This window comes from Mesorhizobium sp. WSM4849, assembly GCF_055811385.1.
Genome location: NZ_JBVVPW010000014.1, coordinates 1 through 18,901 on the forward strand (window position 1 = coordinate 1; position 18,901 = coordinate 18,901).

18 protein-coding genes, 1 tRNA gene and 1 pseudogene are annotated in these 18,901 nt (G+C 63.5%); 14 read left to right on the forward strand and 6 right to left on the reverse strand.

Features of this window, described 5'->3' with window-relative positions; all coding sequences use genetic code 11:
- Positions 1 to 139: 139 nt before the first annotated feature.
- The gene (locus AC0L3L_RS17255; protein ID WP_473485834.1) at positions 140 to 454 is read right to left on the reverse strand and encodes a DUF167 family protein; all 315 of its coding nucleotides are present in this window, start codon (positions 452 to 454) and stop codon (positions 140 to 142) included.
- A 10-nt stretch (positions 455 to 464) separates the two neighbouring features.
- A complete protein-coding gene (locus AC0L3L_RS17260) occupies positions 465 to 752 on the reverse strand; it encodes a YggT family protein (RefSeq protein ID WP_473485835.1) in 288 nt (95 codons plus the stop codon).
- Positions 753 to 911: 159 nt separating this feature from the next.
- Between AC0L3L_RS17260 and AC0L3L_RS17265 the strand changes: the two genes are divergently transcribed.
- The 14 genes from AC0L3L_RS17265 (at position 912) to AC0L3L_RS17330 (ending at position 14,413) form a co-directional block, all read left to right on the forward strand.
- Positions 912 to 987: transfer RNA gene (locus AC0L3L_RS17265), tRNA-Ala, on the forward strand.
- Between the two features lie 131 nt (positions 988 to 1,118).
- Positions 1,119 to 1,499 (forward strand): hypothetical protein, encoded by a 381-nt coding sequence (locus AC0L3L_RS17270; RefSeq protein WP_473638488.1) that lies wholly within the window; start codon positions 1,119 to 1,121, stop codon positions 1,497 to 1,499.
- Positions 1,500 to 1,520: 21 nt separating this feature from the next.
- Positions 1,521 to 2,303, forward strand: coding sequence for an SDR family oxidoreductase (locus AC0L3L_RS17275; protein ID WP_473485837.1), 783 nt, complete (start codon positions 1,521 to 1,523; stop codon positions 2,301 to 2,303).
- Entirely contained in the window at positions 2,300 to 2,482 is a 183-nt protein-coding gene (locus AC0L3L_RS17280) for a hypothetical protein (protein WP_473485838.1), read from the forward strand. The genes AC0L3L_RS17275 and AC0L3L_RS17280 overlap by 4 nt, the downstream gene beginning before the upstream one ends.
- Positions 2,483 to 2,648: 166 nt before the next feature.
- Complete coding sequence (locus AC0L3L_RS17285; RefSeq protein WP_473485839.1) at positions 2,649 to 3,563, forward strand: sugar phosphate isomerase/epimerase family protein; 915 nt, start codon at positions 2,649 to 2,651, stop codon at positions 3,561 to 3,563.
- 45 nt (positions 3,564 to 3,608) lie between these two features.
- Positions 3,609 to 4,643 (forward strand): ABC transporter substrate-binding protein, encoded by a 1,035-nt coding sequence (locus AC0L3L_RS17290; RefSeq protein ID WP_473485840.1) that lies wholly within the window; start codon positions 3,609 to 3,611, stop codon positions 4,641 to 4,643.
- Positions 4,644 to 4,935: 292 nt separating this feature from the next.
- Positions 4,936 to 6,474, forward strand: a complete 1,539-nt coding sequence (locus AC0L3L_RS17295; protein ID WP_473638489.1) for a sugar ABC transporter ATP-binding protein — start codon at positions 4,936 to 4,938, stop codon at positions 6,472 to 6,474.
- Entirely contained in the window at positions 6,471 to 7,442 is a 972-nt protein-coding gene (locus AC0L3L_RS17300; RefSeq protein ID WP_473485842.1) for an ABC transporter permease, read from the forward strand. The genes AC0L3L_RS17295 and AC0L3L_RS17300 overlap by 4 nt, the downstream gene beginning before the upstream one ends.
- A gap of 334 nt (positions 7,443 to 7,776) precedes the next feature.
- Positions 7,777 to 8,757, forward strand: coding sequence for an ABC transporter permease (locus AC0L3L_RS17305; protein ID WP_473638490.1), 981 nt, complete (start codon positions 7,777 to 7,779; stop codon positions 8,755 to 8,757).
- A 153-nt stretch (positions 8,758 to 8,910) separates the two neighbouring features.
- On the forward strand, positions 8,911 to 9,165 hold the full coding sequence (locus tag AC0L3L_RS17310; protein ID WP_133254785.1) for a hypothetical protein: 255 nt from the start codon (positions 8,911 to 8,913) through the stop codon (positions 9,163 to 9,165).
- Between the two features lie 177 nt (positions 9,166 to 9,342).
- Positions 9,343 to 9,948 (forward strand): helix-turn-helix transcriptional regulator, encoded by a 606-nt coding sequence (locus AC0L3L_RS17315; RefSeq protein WP_165848609.1) that lies wholly within the window; start codon positions 9,343 to 9,345, stop codon positions 9,946 to 9,948.
- A gap of 28 nt (positions 9,949 to 9,976) precedes the next feature.
- Positions 9,977 to 11,155, forward strand: a complete 1,179-nt coding sequence (locus AC0L3L_RS17320; RefSeq protein ID WP_473485844.1) for a hypothetical protein — start codon at positions 9,977 to 9,979, stop codon at positions 11,153 to 11,155.
- A 373-nt stretch (positions 11,156 to 11,528) separates the two neighbouring features.
- The gene (locus AC0L3L_RS17325) at positions 11,529 to 13,550 is read left to right on the forward strand and encodes a hypothetical protein (RefSeq protein ID WP_473638491.1); all 2,022 of its coding nucleotides are present in this window, start codon (positions 11,529 to 11,531) and stop codon (positions 13,548 to 13,550) included.
- A 185-nt stretch (positions 13,551 to 13,735) separates the two neighbouring features.
- The gene (locus tag AC0L3L_RS17330; RefSeq protein WP_473638492.1) at positions 13,736 to 14,413 is read left to right on the forward strand and encodes a methyltransferase family protein; all 678 of its coding nucleotides are present in this window, start codon (positions 13,736 to 13,738) and stop codon (positions 14,411 to 14,413) included.
- Positions 14,414 to 14,456: 43 nt separating this feature from the next.
- Here the strand turns inward: AC0L3L_RS17330 and AC0L3L_RS17335 are convergent, their stop codons facing one another.
- From AC0L3L_RS17335 to AC0L3L_RS17350, 4 genes and pseudogenes are all read right to left on the reverse strand, one after another.
- Complete coding sequence (locus tag AC0L3L_RS17335) at positions 14,457 to 14,894, reverse strand: EamA family transporter (protein WP_473638619.1); 438 nt, start codon at positions 14,892 to 14,894, stop codon at positions 14,457 to 14,459.
- Positions 14,895 to 15,305: 411 nt separating this feature from the next.
- Positions 15,306 to 15,590: pseudogene (locus tag AC0L3L_RS17340) on the reverse strand (ATP-binding protein); the annotation flags it as partial.
- Positions 15,591 to 15,720: 130 nt separating this feature from the next.
- Positions 15,721 to 16,851, reverse strand: a complete 1,131-nt coding sequence (ampH, locus tag AC0L3L_RS17345; RefSeq protein WP_473638493.1) for a D-alanyl-D-alanine-carboxypeptidase/endopeptidase AmpH — start codon at positions 16,849 to 16,851, stop codon at positions 15,721 to 15,723.
- A 486-nt stretch (positions 16,852 to 17,337) separates the two neighbouring features.
- The gene (locus tag AC0L3L_RS17350) at positions 17,338 to 18,837 is read right to left on the reverse strand and encodes a helicase HerA domain-containing protein (protein WP_473638495.1); all 1,500 of its coding nucleotides are present in this window, start codon (positions 18,835 to 18,837) and stop codon (positions 17,338 to 17,340) included.
- Positions 18,838 to 18,901 lie beyond the last annotated feature (64 nt).

The following is an 18,901-nucleotide window of genomic DNA, read 5'->3' on the forward strand; positions in this document are numbered from 1 at the left end:
AAGTCTCCCTCCCCCTTGTGGGGAGGGGTTAGGGGTGGGGGTACATCGTAGAGCGAAAGCCTCGGCTTTCCACCTGCGATAGCCCTGCCCTTGTGGGGGAGATGCCAAGTATTGGCAAAGAGGGCAGGACTGAGACGGTTCAAGCGCTGCTAAGCGCCTCGATGGCTTTCGCCAGCGCAGCCGGATCGCCGAGGATGCGCAGCGTCTTCAGCCGGGCCGTGCCGCCGGCGACGACCGAGACGGCCGATCGCGACACTCCCAGCGCCTTGGCGACCAGCCGTACGAGCGCTTGGTTGGCGGCGCCGTTTTCCGGCACGGCGCGGACGCGCGCCTTCAGGTGGCTTCGCCCGTCTCCCGAGGTCTCGATGCCTTCGAGCCTGTCCATCGCCGCTTTCGGCGTCAGCCGGACGAACAGGTCGACACCGTCATTACGCAAGCGAAACGAGGTGCTCATAAACGCTTGGTCAGACCAGCGGCAACACCGTGGTGAGCAGGAACTGCCTGAGGAAGAACAGGATCAGAAGCAGGATGATCGGCGAAATATCGATGCCGCCGAGATCGGGCAGGAAGCGGCGGATCGGCCGCAGCGCCGGCTCGGTCAGCCGGAACAGCATGTTGCTGACGCTATCGACGAACTGGTTGCGCGAGTTGACGACGTTGAAGGCGTAGAGCCATGAGAAAATCGCCGAAGCGATGATGATCCACCAATAAATGTCAAGCGCCAGGACAATGGTCTGAATGAGGGCTATCATGCCGGTCTCCGATTGGTTGCCGACATGTAGCCATTACGGGCGAAAGCGGCAAGAGCTTCCGCGGCCACGCCAGGCCGGTGGCTGGCCGCGCGGCTTTTGGGCAAAACGCAGTCTTGACAGGAAACCGCCGCGCCCGATAAATGCGGCCATCCGCTGGACGGGGCTGTAGCTCAGCTGGGAGAGCGCGTCGTTCGCAATGACGAGGTCAGGAGTTCGATCCTCCTCAGCTCCACCAGCGGAAATTTACCCCAGTAAAATCAAGAAGATAGCTGTACCGGCGCACCCCGAAGGCGCTCTGGCGGAAGGCCGCTTTGAGCTTGGGGCTTAAACCTGCCCATCAAGCCATTCTCGCAGATCGCGGTCCTCGTGATCTTCAGCGATAGATGGTCTCGTCCTAACGTACCAGATCACGGCAAATCCACCGGCCGCCCACGCGCCAGCAAACACGTCTACGATGATGTCCGTCACTTCAAAACCCCTAAGCCCAACCCACATTTAGCTCGACCGAAATCGCTCCACAACAGCAAAATCAGGTCGTTGCCGGAGTGGGCTGGCGCCCCGCCTGGGGGAGTCATGCTGTTGTCAGATGCCCAATCAGCCGCATCTTTGCAGCGGCCCAACGCCAATCTGCATTTTCTCAATGGCATGGTCGGCGCCTCGCAGGCCTCGCTCGGCCGCATCGACAATGGCCTCGACATCGCTTCGAGCGCATGGTTGATCTGCTGGCTTCCATATCTGAAAAAATGAAACGTTGTTCCGGGAGGAGGAATGGAACTTCGGCTAGACAACAAGGTGGTGCTGGTCACCGGTGCGACGCAAGGCATTGGCCGGGCGATCGCCGAGACGCTCGCGCGTTCTGGTGCCGGCGGTCTGCTGGTCACCGGCCGCGAGCCCGTGCGCGGCAACGAAGTGGCGACGTCGCTCTCCCAGGCCGGCACGCCAACCGCGTTCGTCGCCGCCGATCTGGCGGATACCACGGCGCCGGCGCGGCTGGTGGACGAATGCGTCAGTCGTTTCGGCCGTATCGACGCGCTGGTCAACGCCGCCGGCCTGACCAACCGCGCCTCGTTTCTCGATGCCGACCTCGACGATTGGGCGGCGCTGTTCGCCGTCAATGCGCGGGCGCCGTTCTTCCTGATGCAGGCAGCCATCACGCAGATGCGCAAGCAAGGTCAAGGCGGCGCCATCGTCAACATCCTGTCGATCAACGCGCATTGCGGCTCGCCGGAACTCGCCGTCTATTCGGCCACCAAGGGCGCGTTAGCCACACTCACCCGCAATGCCGCCAATGCGCACCGATTCGACCGCATCCGCGTTAACGGCATCAATGTCGGCTGGACCGACACGCCGGCCGAACGCATCATGCAAGCCGAGACGCTGGGGCATGGCCCGGGCTGGATCGACGCCGCCAACGCGTCGCAGCCTTTCGGGCGCCTGCTGGCAGCCGACGAGGTGGCCAACCTCACTGTCTTCCTGCTCGCCGACGCCTCCGGGCCGATGACCGGCGCGCTGATCGACCAGGAGCAATGGGTCGTCGGGGCGAACCGGTGACGGCTTCCGCATCGCCCGAACCGCTGGGCCCGGCACTGCTTAGCCGGCTTCCTCCTTCCGTCCAAAAGCCGTCCTACGACCGGACAGCGCTGGCCCCGGGCATCGCCCATATCGGCGTCGGCGCCTTCCACCGCTGCTTTGCCGGGTGGCGCGGGAATGGCGGACTGGATCGCCGCTAACGATGATTTCCGCACGGCTGTCACGGCCAGTCACGACGGCTTGCTCTGCGACGATCCGATGGCGTTCGTCGGACAGGTTTGCGCATTGCCGGCGGCCACACGGTTGAAGCGGCCCGCACAATCGGCATAGTAGATCGGTCGTGGATCACGACCAGGGGAGGGCAATATGAAGCTCGGACTGCTCACCGCACCGTTTGCCGACACCTCGCTCGGCGAGGTCGCCGACTGGGCAAGTTCTGCCGGCTTCGAGGCGCTGGAGATCGCCTGCTGGCCGAAATCCTCAGGCGCTGCCCGGCGCTATGCCGGCACCAGCCATATCGACGCCGCCTCGACCTCGGCCACGCAGGCGAAGGAAATCGCCGCCGCACTGGCGGAAGAGAACCTGTCGATCTCCGGCCTCGGCTTTTATCCCAATCCGCTGCATCCCGATGCCGCCCGCCGCAAGGCCGTCATCGATCATTTGAAGAAGGTGATCGTGCTGGCGAGCCATATGGGCGTGCCGGTGGTCAACACCTTCTGCGGCGGCGACGCTTCAAAAACCATCGACGCCAACTGGCAAGAGGCACTCAAGGTCTGGCCCGCTATCATCGCCCATGCGCGCGACAACGGCGTCAAGCTGGCCTTTGAGAACTGCCCGATGATCTTCAGCTATGACGAATGGCCGGGCGGCCACAACATCGCCTATTCGCCCCATATCTGGCGCCGCATTCTCGAGGCGTGGGGCGGCGACGTCGGCATGAATTTCGACCCGTCGCATCTGGTCTGGCAGATGATCGACCAGGCCCGCTTCATCAGGGAATTCGGCCCGTACATGCTGCATGTTCATGCCAAGGACCTGATGATCGATCATGATGGACTTTACGAGCGCGGTATTCTCTCGGCCGGCATGGGCTGGCAGGTGCCGCGCATGCCGGGGCTTGGCGATGTCGACTGGAATGTGATCTTCTCCGGCCTCTACCGGGCCGGCTACGACGGGCCCATCATCATCGAGCACGAGGACCGGGGGTTTGAGGGGAGCGATGAAAAGGTCAAGCGCGGCTTTCTGCTGGCCCGCGACGTGCTGCGCCCCTTCGTGAAATGAGCCCCTTTTCGAACTGAACTGAGATCAATGTGGAGGAAGACTGAAATGAAAAAATATCTGGCAATGGTCCCGCTGCTTGCCGGCGCGGCATTTCTGGCTTCGGTGGGCGTCTCGTCCGCTGAAGCCAAATACACGATCGGCGTCTCCAACACGGTGCAGGGCAACGGCTGGCGCGAGGAGATGATCTGCGCCATCAAGGCGCAGGCGCTCGCCTCCGGCGAGGTGACCAAGCTCAACATTGCCCATCGCAACACCGACGCCGCCGGCCAGCTCGAGGACATCCGCAACCTGATCAGCGCCAAGGTCAACGCCATCGTCGTCAACCCGGCCGATCCCGCCGGCATCAAGTCAGCCCTCGAGGAAGCCACCAAGGCCGGCATCGTCGTCGTCGCCGTCGACCAGGCGGTCACCGAGCCCTCGGCCTACATCATCTCCAACAACCAGGAGCAGTACGCCTATCTCGGCGCCAAATGGCTGTTCCAGCAGATCGGCGGCAAGGGCGACGTCGTCTACATGCGCGGCGCGGCCGGCGCCTCGGCCGACAGCGACCGCGACAAGGGTTTCAAGAAGGCGCTTGCCGAATTCCCCGACGTGAAGGTCGTGCACGAGGTTTTCACCGGCTGGCAGCAGGACCAGGGCAAGCAGCAGATCCTCGATTTCATCGCCACCGGATCGCCGTTCAACGGCATCTGGACCTCGGGCATCGACAATGTGATCGTCGACGCGCTGGTCGAGTCGCAGACGCCGCTGGTGCCGGTGGTCGGCGCCGACAATGCCGGCTTCGTCGGCCAGCTGAACTCGGTCGAAGGCCTTGTCGGCGCGGCGGTGACCAATCCCGGTTCGATCGGCGGCGCCGGCGTGACGCTGGCTCTGCAGATCCTGAACGGCAAGAAGCCGGCGGAGCAGACCGTGCTGGTCGAACCGCAGCTCTGGGAGAACGCCACCGAAGAGGGCAAGGCCAAGCTGAAGGGCGCGGCCGATCCGTCGCTGAGCCCGGAATGGCCGGTCTCGATCTCCATCCCGGAGTGGACCACCTACACCAAGGACCAGATCATCGCCTGCAAGGGCCCGGGTGAGTAAAGATGGGCTTTCGCTTCAGACCATGACCGTTTCCAACTTGTGCGGAGACGGCCAATTGTCGAGGTTGGCGCCGCCCCTCATCGCCCTGCCGGGCACTTCTCCCCGTAGAGTGACGGGGAGAAGGGGGCCGGCCGCAACTCCGGCGCTCTTCCTGCGACGGTGATGATTGGCGAAACCGGCGATGAAAGCGCCCTCTCCCCGTCTCTATACGGGGAGAGGATGCCGGCAGGCAGGTGAGGGGCGGCGCCAGCGTGAAATGATTTGGGCTACATAAATCGAGAGCAACGCGATTTTGACCACCAACCCCCTCCTGGACGCCACCGGCGTCGTGAAGACTTACGGCGCTGTGGTGGCGCTGCGCAACGCGTCGCTGTCGGTTCTGCCGGGCGAGGTTCACGCCCTGATGGGCGCCAACGGCGCCGGCAAATCGACGCTGGTCAAAATTCTGACCGGCGCCATCCGCGCCGATGCCGGGCATATCCTGATCCGCGGCGAGACGCGCGACGTGCGCTCCCCCGCCGATGCGCGCCGCGCCGGCCTGCTTCCGGTTTACCAGGAACCATCGCTGATCCCCGATCTCGACGTCGCCTCCAACCTTCGCCTGACCGACACGCCGGTCGAGCCGTTCCGCGCCTGGGTGCGCGAACTCGGCATTCCCGACCTCGACATACGCGACACCGCGCGCGACATCCCGCTTGCCGTGCTGCGCGTGCTCGATCTGGCGCGCGCGCTGGCGGTCGAGCCCGACGTTCTGCTGCTCGACGAGATGACCGCGGCACTGCCGGCAAACCTTGCCGAAAAGGTGCTGGAGGTCGTTCGCCGCCAGGGCGACAGCGGCCGTTCAGTGATCTTCATTTCCCACCGCTTTGTCGAGATATCGGCACTTTGCGACCGCGCCACCGTGCTTCGCGACGGCGAGACCGTCGGCGTCGTCGACATCGAACCAGGCGTCGAGGAGCGCATCGTCGAGATGATGCTCGGCGCCAAGGTCGAAAAGACGCAAGTGGCGGCGCGCCAGGCGGGCCAGGCCGCTTCGCCTAGGGATAGCCGTCCGCGCCTCGGCGTGGCGAACCTTCGTGTCGGCACCAAGCTCAACGACGTCTCGTTCGACCTGGCCAACGGCGAGGTTGCGGGCGTCGTCGCGCTTGAGGGACAAGGCCAGGACGAGCTCTTCGCCGCCCTCGCCGGCTCCATCCGCCCGTCCGGCGGCACGATCGAGGTGGACGGGAAGCCGATGAGATTCGTGCATCCGGCCGATGCGATCCGCGCCGGCATTGCCTATGTGCCCGGCGACCGCACCGAAGCTTTGACCATGCAGCGCTCCGTGCGCGAAAACATCGCGCTCCCGTTCAGCGCCGCGTTGCGCAACTGGGGGCCGATCAACATGGCGCAGGAACGCTCCAGCGTCGTCAGTGCGATCGAGCGTCTGCAGATCGACACGCGCGCCCAGCGCGAGGTGCAGCGCCTGTCCGGCGGCAACCAGCAGAAGGTGACGATCGCCCGCTGGATCGCCGCCGAAGCACAGACCATCCTCTGCTTCGACCCGACACGCGGCATCGATGTCGGCACCAAGCAGGAGATCTACAAGCTGCTGCGCGAACTCGCCGACCAGGGCAAGTCCGTGCTGTTCTATACATCCGAGCTCGAGGAGGTACAGCGTGTCTGCGATCGCGTCATCGTCATCTTTGGAGGGCGCGTCGTCGATGTCTTCCCCGTCGAACTCGCCGACGAGCCGGCGCTGATGCGCGCCGCCTATGGCTTGCCGCGCGGCGCCAAGGAGGATGTCGGCATTCTCGCCGATATCCACTCGAGCCCGGTGGCGAAACCTTGACCCGCCTCGTCCGCCGTCAGGGCTGGGTCGCAGGCCTGCTTGTCCTCTTCGTGGTCCTCTTCGTGATCACCAGGCTCATCCAGCCGGGCTATGGCAGCGGCGATTTCGGCTCGCTGGTGCGCGCCGTGCTGCCCTACGCCTTTGCCGTGGCCGCCCAGACGATTGTCGTCATCGCCGGCGGCATCGATCTTTCCGTCGGCGCCATGATGGCGCTGACCAGCGTCACCGCCGCCTCGATGATGGACGGCGCCAGCGAGGAATACGCGCTTTTCGTCGTGCCGTTCGTGCTGGCCATGGGACTGGTGCTGGGCGCCGTCAACGGCATGCTGATCGTCGTCACCCGCGTGCCCGACATCGTCGTCACGCTGGCCACCCTCTTCGTTCTGCAGGGCGCGGCGCTGCTGGTCCTCAGTGCGCCCGGCGGCGCGGTCGCCGAATGGCTGAGGGCGACCATCGTCGGGACGGTCGCGATCCCGGGGTTGCCCGGGATCTCCGCCTGGATACCGAAGGCGCTGGTGCTTTTGGTCGTCTGCCTCTGCATCATCTGGATACCGCTCAAGCGCTCAAAACTCGGCCTGTCGATCTACGCCATCGGCAGCAGCGAGCTCGCGGCGTTTCGCAGCGGCGTGCCTGTCGCGCGCACCAAGATCATCGCCTACGCCCTGTCGGGGCTTTTCGCTGCCATGGGCGGGCTGGCGCTGACCATGAGCACAGGCATCGGCGCCCCCATTCCCGGCCCCTATCTTCTTGCCAGCGTGGCGGCGGTCGTGCTCGGCGGCGTCGCACTTGGCGGCGGCAAGGGCGGGTTGCTCGGCCCGATCGTCGCGGTCTTCGTGCTGCGGCTGGTGCGCACCGACCTGACGCTGCTGGCCATCGATCCCAACGTCACCGCAATCATCGAGGGCGCGATCATGGTCGCCGTTGTCATGTTCGGCGCCTTCATCACCATGCGGAGCCGGCCATCATGAGAGGCGAGGTGATGCTGACGATCTCTCCCTTTAAGGCAAAGCAATCGCGTATGAGAGACCCCCTCATCCGGCCGCTTCGCGTCCACCTTCTCCCCGTTGGGGAGAAGAGGCTGGCGTCGACGCTGGCGACCTCCTCTCCCCTCGGGGAGAGGTCGGATTGCCCCGAATTGCCCTTCGCAATTCGGTTGGCAATCCGGGTGAGGGGGCACTTGCTCCTATGCGATCGCCCTGTCCCTCGTGGCGACCGGCAGGACAGAGGGGGGCGCCGTGGAACGCCATCCTCCCCCAACCGGAACAGCACCAACATCGGGCAAAACCAATCGCGAGCAACGTCATGAGCACAACCGCGATCCAACCGGTACCCTTCGGCCGCCGCCTCAAGCGCTTCATGGCCGACCGGCCGCTGATTCCCCTGATCATCCTGCTCGTCATCCTGGTGCTGGTGCTGCAGATCCTGCGCCCCGGCATCGTCAACGAGCGGTGGCTTGCCAACACCGTCAAATTCGCCATCCCGCTGGCAATTCTGGCCGGCTGCCAGACCATGACCATGCTGACCGGCGGCATCGATCTGTCGGTCGGAACCGTAGCGACGATGAGCGCCTTCATCATGGCGACGCAGGTCGTCAATCATGACCCGGCGGTGGCGATCCTCATCGCACTTGTGCCGGCGGTGCTCATTGGCCTGGTCAACGGCATCGGCGTCGGCGTGTTTCGCGTGCACCCGCTGATCATGACGCTCGGCACCAGCCTGATCGGCACCGGCTGCCTGCAGGTCTATCAGCGTACCGTCATCGCTTCGGGCGCCAAGATTCCGCCCTTCCTGGCCTGGCTCGGCACCGGCCTGACCTATGGCGTGCCCAATGCGCTGCTGTTGTTCGTGCCCATCGCCGTCCTCATTGTTTTCACCTTGAACCGCACCGGGTTCGGCCGCCTGCTTTACGCGGTCGGCGACAATGAAGGGGCAGCACGCCTGTCCGGCGTCCGCTACTGGCAGGTCATCACCGCGCTCTACGTCATCTCGAGCGTGCTCGCAGGGATTACCGGGATGCTCTACATCGGCCTGATCAAGGCGCCGTCGCTGTCGCTGGCAGAGCCGCTGGTGCTGCCCTCGGTAGCAGCCGCCGTGATCGGCGGAACCTCGATCTTCGGCGGCCGCGGCGGCTACACCGGCACCATCATCGGGGCGCTGATCCTCACCGTGCTGACGACGCTGCTCACCATCCTGCAGATGCCAGAAGGCGCGCGGCGGATACTGTTCGGGCTGATCGTGCTGTTTGTGACGGCGGCTTATCTGCGGATTATTGAGGATCGGTAGGGGAGGATTGACGCGAGCAGCTGCTTTGACCCGAAGCAGACTCTCGCAAACGGAGCCGTGCATGACAGCTTTGCGCCCCGATGTCGGACATTGAGATCAGAATTGCCGCTTCCTGAGAGCCGACATCCCAAGCGACCACGCTGAGGGTCGTGGTTGCCGGGAGCAGTCATTCGGTGGAAGCTGGATAAATGTCCGCTTTGCGCCGCCAATTACGGACTTCCGCTGACGCCGGCCCGCTGTCAGGACGACCTGCTCGTGGGCGGTGGCGTAGAAGGAACCAACACCTTCCGGTTTTCCGCCACGGCCGGAGAGGGCGATTTCCCTACGCTCGCGGATTTGGTGGCGCGCTTCGATGGCGTCGCGCTCGACACGAATAATGATTTTGGGTTCCGGGGCGACGCGGCGTGACCGGGAGCGTGGAGATCACGCTGTTGGGATCGCGTTGCTCGGCGCCGATGACCTTTTCTTCATCACGTGACTGACGCCCTCGCCCATCTGTTGCACGTTGCGGCTGGCAGGCGCAAAATGGCGGCGACATGGCGAGCCAAGGGCGCGCAGCCGCTACTCGAGCTTCGGAGACAGACTATGGACTGGACCAAGGGACGCGGCCGGCAGATCCTGATTGCGGGTGCGGTGGGGGCCTTCGCCCTCCTGCTCGGCATGGAGGCGGTGAGGGAGGATGAGGTGGTGACCCTCACCGAGCTGTTGACGGAAGCGGCGGGCATTGCACTTCTCGTAGGCTGCTCGGCCTGCGTTGCGCTCCTGTCCTCGCGCCTGCGGGAGCAGGAAGCGGAAAGCTTCGACATGCGCGATGAGATTGCGCGAATCCGTGAGCGCGACACGCAGTGGCGGGCCGGCCTGGATGACCATTTCCAGGAACTCGGCGCCGCCATCCAGCGCCAGTTTGCGGCTTGGGGTTGCACCCAGACGGAGCAGGAGGTCGGGCTCCTGCTGCTCAAGGGCTTCAGCCACAAGGAGATCGCGCGAATCCGGGGAGCAAGCGAAGCGACCATTCGCCAGCAAGCGACTGCGCTCTACCACAAGGCTGAGCTCTCGGGCCGCGCGGCGCTCTCTGCCTATTTCCTCGAGGAGTTGCTTCTGCCGCCGGTGCCGTCGAACTCCTTGGGGGCTCGCAACGGCCTTGCTCGTCCCGAGATGTCGAGCCGGCCGGCCGCTTCGCGCCGGGCGTAGCGCGGAGCTAGCTCCAGGGTCACGGGCCGTGCGCTTTCTTGCCTCAGTTCTCACCGGCCTGGGGTTGCTTGTATTCTCAACTCCAGTACTGGCCGAAGATCCAGTAGCGGAGCTGGTCGAGGGCTGCGCGGCGCCCTGTGTCAGTTACGAACTATCTACGGAACTTCAAAACGACTGGATTTTTGCGGCCGATCCGTCATTCCTGACGTCCGACGTGCTTCAACCGACATTCACAGCCGATTTGCTTTTCGCGCCGACGGACTATCTGCAACTGGAGACTTCCATCATCACCGAGCCGGTGGTGGACTCGGCGCCCGGCGAGAATACGGTTCTTGAAGGAATTGGCACCTACGTAGCCGAACTGTATACCGTGATCGAGGCAGGTCCCGCTACCACGCGGGCCGGAAAATTCGATACGATCTTCAGTCTCGCCAGCGAAGTCGCGCCAGGGATCAATGCCACGGAACTGGTGTCGGATTTCGACGCGGACGAACGTCTAGGCGGGGAAATTGTTCTCCGCTTCGAAAACCTCGGGTTGAACCATGCTTTGGCAGCGACTGCATTCACAACCGATCGCACGATCCTCAGCGAGTCGCTCTTTACCAACCGGGGCCGGGCCAGCCTGTCGGATGGCGGCGCGGGCAACACAAAGGGCGTGTCGTCGTTCTCGGTAACTCTTGATGGCTGCGAAGGTTCGGAAACAGCCGATTGCTATTTGGACGGCGAATTTGGCTACAGGTTCGGCTTTCGGTATCAGAGGGCCGGGCATCCTACCGAGGAGGACATCGAAGACGACGTTAAGCTTGGTGACGAACTTGCCTACCTCGCCGCCGCGACCAAGAGTTTCGAACTGGACGAAATGACGCTCAGGCTGCTGGGCGAAACGTCGTATCTTCGGCATTTTGACGGCCGCCAGGACGATGCCCTGGTCGTCACGGGCTCCGCCGCGCTCGACGTAGACTCCTTAACCTATATCGCGACCTACACGGAGCAGACGAACCTGGTCGCCGGAGGTCCGGATACCCGCGATTACCTAGCTGATTTCGAGGTCATATATTCGTCCGACGACAATACGCCGTTCGTTGGATCAAAATGGCAACTCGCCGCCGCCTATACGTTCGCGCGGAATGCGGATCACGAAAACGCTCACATTCTCAGCGTGCGTGCGGTGTTCGATTTCAGCGGAGGTGTGGAGTTCGGCAGGTAGACTGCCGCACGTCGGCACGGAGATAAGGGCCCCAATTGCGTTCACGCATGATGGCCAAGGCGTCCCTTGAAGAAGCCCGTGAACGCCAAAATTGCCCTCCCTCGTTTTGGTCCGCCGCTGGCCAGCTTCAAGGCTTCACGCCCTCAGATACTCGACTGCAGTCCGTGACCGGGAAAGCTGTCATGCTAACTGCCGCCGGCAGGGCACTCACATCCGTAGGATGTGCCGTCTAGGGCTTTGAAAGGCTGAGTCTTTTTACCCGTCACGCCTGCCGGATTCCCGTGAGGCGGGAGCCAAGCCATGCTGGGGACTGCGGCGTGAGCGTCCGGCCGCGGACGCGCCCGCGACGCGACCCACCTCGGAGGACATTCCCATGGCCATTTTACCCGACTTCGCCGCCGCCACGTTCGGCAATTCCACGAATATCGACAACACGTTCTTTCCGCTGCCCGGAGGCACCATCAACAGCTACGGCGCCGCGTTTATCGATCCCGAGACCGGCGAGGAGGAGACGGAGCGCAACGATCACTTCGCCACGTTCGAGACGAAGATCATCGAGGGCGTCGAGACGGTCGTCGTCCGCGATACGGCCTATGCTGACGGCGTTCTCGTCGAGGACACGCTCGACTGGTACGCGCAGGCCGATGACGGCAACGTCTGGTATCTGGGCGAGATCGCGACGAACTACAACTACAACGACGAGGGCGAGTTCATCGGGACCGACTTCGGCGGATCGTGGGAGGCAGGCGTCGACGGCGCCGCGCCGGGGTGGATCATGCGCGCAGCACCGATGCCGGGCGACAGCTATTTTCAGGAATTCTACGCCGGAGTGGCGGAGGATGAAGGCGAGGTGATCGCGACAGGCCTCACCGTCGAGACCGACTTCGGCTCTTTTGACGACGTCGTGAAGATCCTCGACACTTCCGGCCTGGAGCCCGGCGTGGGCGCCTACAAATACTTCGCGCCCGGCATCGGCCTGGTGTTGGAGGAGGAGGTCGTATTCTCGGAGGATGAGCCCGAGCTCGTCATCGAGATCACGAACAGGCGCGAGGTCGACGTTTCCGCCCCCGTCGATCCGACGGAGCTCGCCTTCGCGGGAGACGGCGCTGCCAAGACCATCACCTTCCTTAGCGAGGACGCGAGCACCAACGGCGCGATCGGCGCCTATACTTTCGACACCGCGACGGGCGAAATTGGCGAGGCGCGCATCCTCTTCGCCGACACCGAGGACGTGAAGGCGGGCGCCCAGGCGACGATGGCAGTCGCGGCCGGGCAGTCGCTCGGCCTGTTCCTCATCCCGGATGTCGAGGATCTCGGCCTCGAGCTCGAGGACTACGCAGACGGCGGCCTCTTCTTCCGCGACTTCACCTCAGGCGATGTCGCCGACGTTTACGACGGCGACGACGCGACGACCTACACGCCAGGCCCGGCCACCATCTACGACCGGGTGGCGCCGGTCGTCACCGATGCCGACGGCAACCTGCTGCCGATCCGGGCGTTCCATTCGGTCGGCAACCGCGACGGCTTCAATTTCCTGAACCCGGTGGCTGGCGAGAACGCCCTTGCAAGCGATATCGACGACGGCCTCGCCGGGGTCGAGGTGGTAAGCTTCGAGGATGGCCTGGCCAGCACCGAGGACTTCGACGGCGATTTCGACGATGCTTTCGTTGCCGTTAGCGATGCGCCGCTCAGCGGCGAGACAGTCAATGCCCTGGTTGAAGCTACCGGCATCAGCCGGCGGGTCGGGACTGACGGCCAGGATCGGCTCGTCGGAACCGATGAGGACGATCAGCTCATCGCGCTCGACGGCAACGACGTGATCCGTGGTAGCGGCGGCGACGACCAGATCGAGGCCGGCGACGGCAACGATCGTGCCTATGGCGGCGCCGGCGATGACGAGATCTCCGGCGAGGAGGGGCACGACCGGCTGTTCGGCGACGAGGGCGACGACGAGATTGATGGCGACGAGGGTCGCGACAGAATCCAGGGCGATGCGGGCGATGACGAACTCGCGGGTGGCGAGGGCAACGACCAGCTCTGCGGCGGCGATGGCTTCGACGAGCTCAAGGGCGGTGAAGGCGACGACCGGCTCCGGGCCGGCGGCGACGGCGCGCGGATGTCCGGCGGCGCGGACGACGATATCCTCTTTGGCGAGGCCGGCGCCGAGGATGTCTTTGTCTTCGACCTGATACCTTTCGGCAGGGACCTGATCCGGGGCTTCGAGAACGGCGCCGATCGCATCGAGATCGCGACCTATACGGGCGTCGAGAGCTTCGAGGACGTCGCCGTCACGCAGGACGGACATTCGACCGTGCTGAGCTTCGCGGAGGGAACCGTAGAGATCGCCAATTTCGACTCCGCGCTGATCAATGCCTCCGATTTCTTCTTCGTCTGACGCGCGGGCGGGGCGCGGTCTCCCTGGCCGCGCCCTTGCCCATCGGCTGGAAGGAGTCACCTGCAAGCGCTACAAGCGCAGCACGGCTCGTGAAGTTCTGATTAATAGTAAGGAATAGGGCCGCATGGGCCGGCGCCGCTTGCTCCGCGGTCATTGGCCCTAAACTTGCGGCGCCTCTCCCGAAAATGAACCGGATGCTTGGCGCGAGCGCCAAAAAAGCCTCTGTCAAAGGAACCATGATGTCCGCTTCAATTGCCCCGCAACCTTTCAATCAGCGAAAGAGACTTCTTGTCGTCCAGGGCTTGAGCATCGCGGCGATCGGATCGCTGTTGTTCTCTCGACCAGGCTGGGACGAAGCATCGACCCTTCATGAACTTATCGAGATGACAGGCTTTGTCCTGATCCTCGTCTGCATATTCGGAAGATTGTGGAGCATCCTATATGTCGGGGGCCGGAAGAACACCGAGTTGGCGGTAAACGGGCCATACTCGATCACTCGCAATCCCCTGTATCTGTTTTCGATGATTGGAGCATTCGGCATCGGCCTCATGTTCGGGTCGATCATCGTTGCCGTCGTTCTCGGAGTGTGCACCTACGCGGTTTTCGGGATGACCGCTAGAAAGGAAGAGGCGTTTCTTCTGGGAAAGTTTGGCCCGAAATACGAGGCGTATGCGGCCAGAACAACACGGTTCTGGCCCAAACTATGGCTTTATCACGACGAGCATCAGCACACGTTCTCCACGAAAGCGCTAAGAAGCACATTCTTCAATGCTCTCTATTTTCTCGCGGTCTTTCCTGCCATCGAAGGCATCGAATACCTCCAGGTGATCGGTTATCTGCCAACCTATTTCTGGCTATTCTAATCCCAAGGTCGAGGCAATCCGCCGTCGCCAACTTGCCTACCATTTAGCCTTTGTAACCCACTAGAACCGCGCCTGTTGCGATCAATATAACACCCACCCAATTCGACAACGACGAGTGCTCCTTGAGGAATGTCACTCCGAACATCGCCACGAGCACGACGCTCAGTTTGTCGATAGGGGCAACGCGTGCCGCATCTCCCAATTGAAGCGCACGGAAATAGCAAATCCACGACGCACCTGCAGCAAGCCCCGACAGGACGAGGGACAGGTAGGTCCTGCTCGAAATAGAGCTAAGCGGCTGGAACTGGTTGGTGGCCGCAAGGATCGTCCCAAGGACTAACAGAATAACAATGGTACGGATGAAGGTGGCGAAGTCCGAGCTAACGTTCTCCACTCCGACCTTGGCGAAAATAGCGGTCAGAGCGGCGAAGCAGGCCGAGAGCACCGCCCAGGACTGCCACGAGAGGAGAAGGTACTTCACACTTCTTACCCACAAATTGTACCGATCAGGAACGGCGGCGTCCAGCGCGACAAGCAAGTAAGCCGCTGTCGCGAGAGGTTGAAGACGCGCCCCATCATTACGGCTGTCACGTTCGCCCGCAAAGATGTTGCCGAGCGCAGCCCCGCTTTTTTTGGTGCAACTTGCTCGTTGGGTGGGACAGAAGGCAGCTTTCCACACTAAGCTGACCATCGTGCAGTCCGGCCGAAAGGTCCGGTTCGGTCAGGTCATGACGATGCTCACGCCGATATGAACGTCCGCTCTTGAAGATCCGCAGCCTGAAGCTGCCAGTCCGCTCGGCCCCAAACGCGACGTCTGAGTAGCACAATGACCGCTCTTGGCGCTTTGCTGATTTTTGAGCGACGTCAGCTTTCGCCCAAGCTGCATCAGCCCTCACACAGCCAAGCTCCCCTGCGCCACCTCCTCCGCATTAGGATCCCCCGGCGCCGTCGCCCAGGCCAATTCCACCAGCGTCACTGTCCGCCTCCCGACCCCGTCAAGCTGGCATACGATCAGCCCCTGCTCCTCGATATAGGTCAGCAGGCGCCGGGCGCGGCGCAGCGAGTGCGAACCATAGGCGCGGGCGATCGCCGCGTCGCTTGGGCAGGGCCAGCCTTCCTTGGCCGCGCGGGCGATCATCATGAACACACCTTGCATATCCTCGGGCAGCAGCGAGGCAAAGGTCTTCCTCAGAAGGGGATAGCTAAGCGGTCGGCCGGAAATAGCCGATGTCGCGCTTGCCTTGCCACGAAACATGCCGTCCGTCAGGCCCCTCCCACCGCATTAATCATTGCGCACGTTCCCCCGATCAGCGTGGAGCGATCTCTGCGACGATATCGTTCGTCATCTTGACCCCAGCCATGAAGCCGGCGGCATTGAATTCGTTCATGACGAAGAAAGCGCCGACGCCGCGTGTCGGTGCAATCGCAACATAGAGAAACATCCCTTGCAGGCCGCCGCTCTTCTGGAGGATGAGCGGGCGATGCTCGTTGGGGAGCATGATGACCCATCCGAGACCCATGGCGTCCATTGGGCCGCCGTCATCCAGCCCCACCACCGACGCGAGCCCGTCCCGGTACAAAAAGGCCGCGTGGTTCACGAGGCGGAACTCGGCGTCGGCCGCGGAAGGCTTGTTGTCAACATGCCAGTTCATCCAGCGGAGCAGGTCGGCCGCGGTCGAGTACAATCCACCGGCGCACTCCATGGCTGTGCTCGTCGGCACGATGGGCATGGCGCTGCCGTCGAAGTTATGGCCCTGCATCAGGCGCGGCTCGTCCTCCGGTCTTGGGTTGAAAACCGTGTCTTTCATGCCGAGGGGATCGAGGACACGCTCCCGAAGGACCTCGGCATAAGGCTTTCCAGAGACATTCGCGAGCGCCGCTCCGAGGAGGTCGTATCCGAAGTTCGAATAGAGAACGGCGGTGCCCGGCGCGAAGAGCAGCGGATTGTCCTTGAGGGCGGCAATCTGCGCCTCTTTGGTGTTCGTAGAGAAGGGGTCGGAGGGGAGCGCCTCGGCCACTGGCACCTCCCGCGGAAGGCCGGAAGCTTGCGCGACGAGATCGATCAGGCGGAGGGCGCGGCCATCCTTCTCAGGGAGCGTGACGTCCCAGCCAAGGCGATCCTGCAGCCGGTCGGTGAGCTGTACCTTGCCGTCGATCGCCAGCGAGGAAAGCACACTGCCGCAGAACACTTTGCTCACGGACGCGATGCGGAACATTGTGTCGCCGTTGGGCACTTTTTCACTCCCGTCGGCAATCTTGCCGAAACCGGCCAAGGCCGTCTCGCCGTTGCGCACCGCGCCGAAGATCAGGCCAGGCACCTCGGTGGAGAGATACAGGATTGTACCGTTGAACTGCACCGCTTCGGTCAGCAGCTTGTCCTCGGCATGTCCATAAGAGGGAAGGGTGACGGCTGCGATTGCCGTCAAAGCGATGGCCATAAGTCGGCGCGATCGAGACAAACGCATTGCCAAAATCCTTTGATAAAGCTGCAGAATAAAATCTTCGGAAAAAGGGCCGCCGCGTAGTATCTCACCATCTCTCCAGAAGCAGGAGATGTCAACAGAACGAACCGAAGGGGGTAATCGGCGGCGGTAGCGTAGTTTCGGCGTCTATTTGCGCTAAAGTCCTGCCGTATTTCTTGTCCTTCGTCAGTTGATCGGGGCTGATCTCTTCATTAGCAGACCGGCCCGCGGGTAATTTAGAAGGTATGTAAAGCGCCGTCGACAGGAGTGCTGTAGCGTCGAACAACTTACAATAGGCGGATCTGCGTCGCGCCAATTCGTCGTCTATGATGAAGATCAGGCGGAAGAGCTGTGGCGGGCCAGCGAGGCCCTATCTGCGCAAAAAAAGTCGCCGCTGTACCTGCCGCTTGGCCATACATCGCCTTGATGCGTGGCATTCCCTTTGCGCGCTCGGCCGCCGCCTCACACAGCCAAACTGCCCTGCTCCGCCTCCTCGGCGTTGGGGTCGCCCGGTGCCGTCGCCCAGGCCAGCTCGACCAGCGTTACTGTTCGCCTTCCAACCCCGTCGAGCTGGCACACGATCAGCCCCTGTTCCTCGATATAGCTCAGCAGGCGCCGGGCGCGGCGCAGCGAGTGCGAGCCGTAGGCGCGGGCAATCGCCGCGTCGCTCGGGCAGGGCCAGCCTTCCTTGGCCGCGCGGGCGATCATCATGAACACGCCCTGCATATCCTCGGGCAGAAGGGAGGCGCGCACCGAGACATCCTGCCACGCGTCATCGCCTGCCATATCGGAGCCGAGGCCGGCGCGGGCGCGTGTCAGCATGCGGCGGAATTCGGGCAGATCCGGCACGACCGAGGCGAGGCCTTCTATGCGGCAGCGGACCACGAACTCCTGATAGAGCACGCCGATGACACGGAACCCTGCGTCGGGCTGCGCCAGCACGGCGCGCAGCACGCGGTCGACGCGCTCACGCCGCTCCGCCAAATCCTCGGCGCTGACCGGCGGCTCGACCGGTTCGGGGCGGATTTCCAGTGCCGCCGATTTTGCCGCCATCAGTTGATCGAGCAGGTCCGGCGACGACCGGCGCTGCGGCCGGACAGTTTCCGGCGGCGGCGCTGCCAGGATGATCGCGCGTGCGTCCTCCAATGCCGCTTCCGGCAGCGGCATCAGCCGCGGCGTGCCATTGCGTGGACTTGTATCCGTCGGGCCGATGCGCAAGCCCAGCGGACGGCGCGACAGCGCCGGGCCCAGCGCCATGAATTGCCCGCGCTCCAGGTCGCGAAACGCCTCCGCCTGTCGCCGCTCCATGCCGAGAAGGTCGGCGGCGCGCGCCATGTCGATATCGAGAAAGGTCCGGCCCATGAGGAAATTGGAAGCCTCGGCCGCGACGTTCTTGGCGAGCTTGGCAAGCCGCTGGGTGGCGATGATCCCGGCCAGCCCGCGTTTGCGGCCACGGCACATCAAATTGGTCATGGCGCCGAGCGAGAGTTTGCGCGCCTCGTCCGAAACCTCGCCCGCCACTGCCGGCGCGAATAGCTGCGCCTCGTCCACCACCACCAGCATCGGATACCAGTGGTCGCGGGCGACCTCGAAAAGCCCGCCGAGGAAGGCAGCGGTGCGCCGCATCTGGTTCTCGGCGTCGAGCCCCTCGAGATTGAGCACCGTGGAGACGCGGTGGATGCGCGCCCGCTCGCCGGCGCTCTGCAGGCCGCGCTCGGTATGCTCTTCGGCATCGATCACCAAATGGCCGAACCGGTCGCCCAGCGAGACGAAATCGCCTTCGGGGTCGATGATTGTCTGCTGTACCCAAGGCGCACTCTGCTCCAGCAGCCGGCGCAGCAGATGCGATTTGCCGGAGCCCGAATTGCCCTGCACCAGCAGGCGGGTCGCCAGCAGCTCCTCAAGATCCAGTGCCGCCGGGGCGCCCGCGGTCGTGTGGCCCATCTCGATCGCAACGGTCATGTCTCGACTCTCCTTGAGGAGAGGGCATATCAACCGCATTACAGCCCGTCGAGCGCCGATGGCC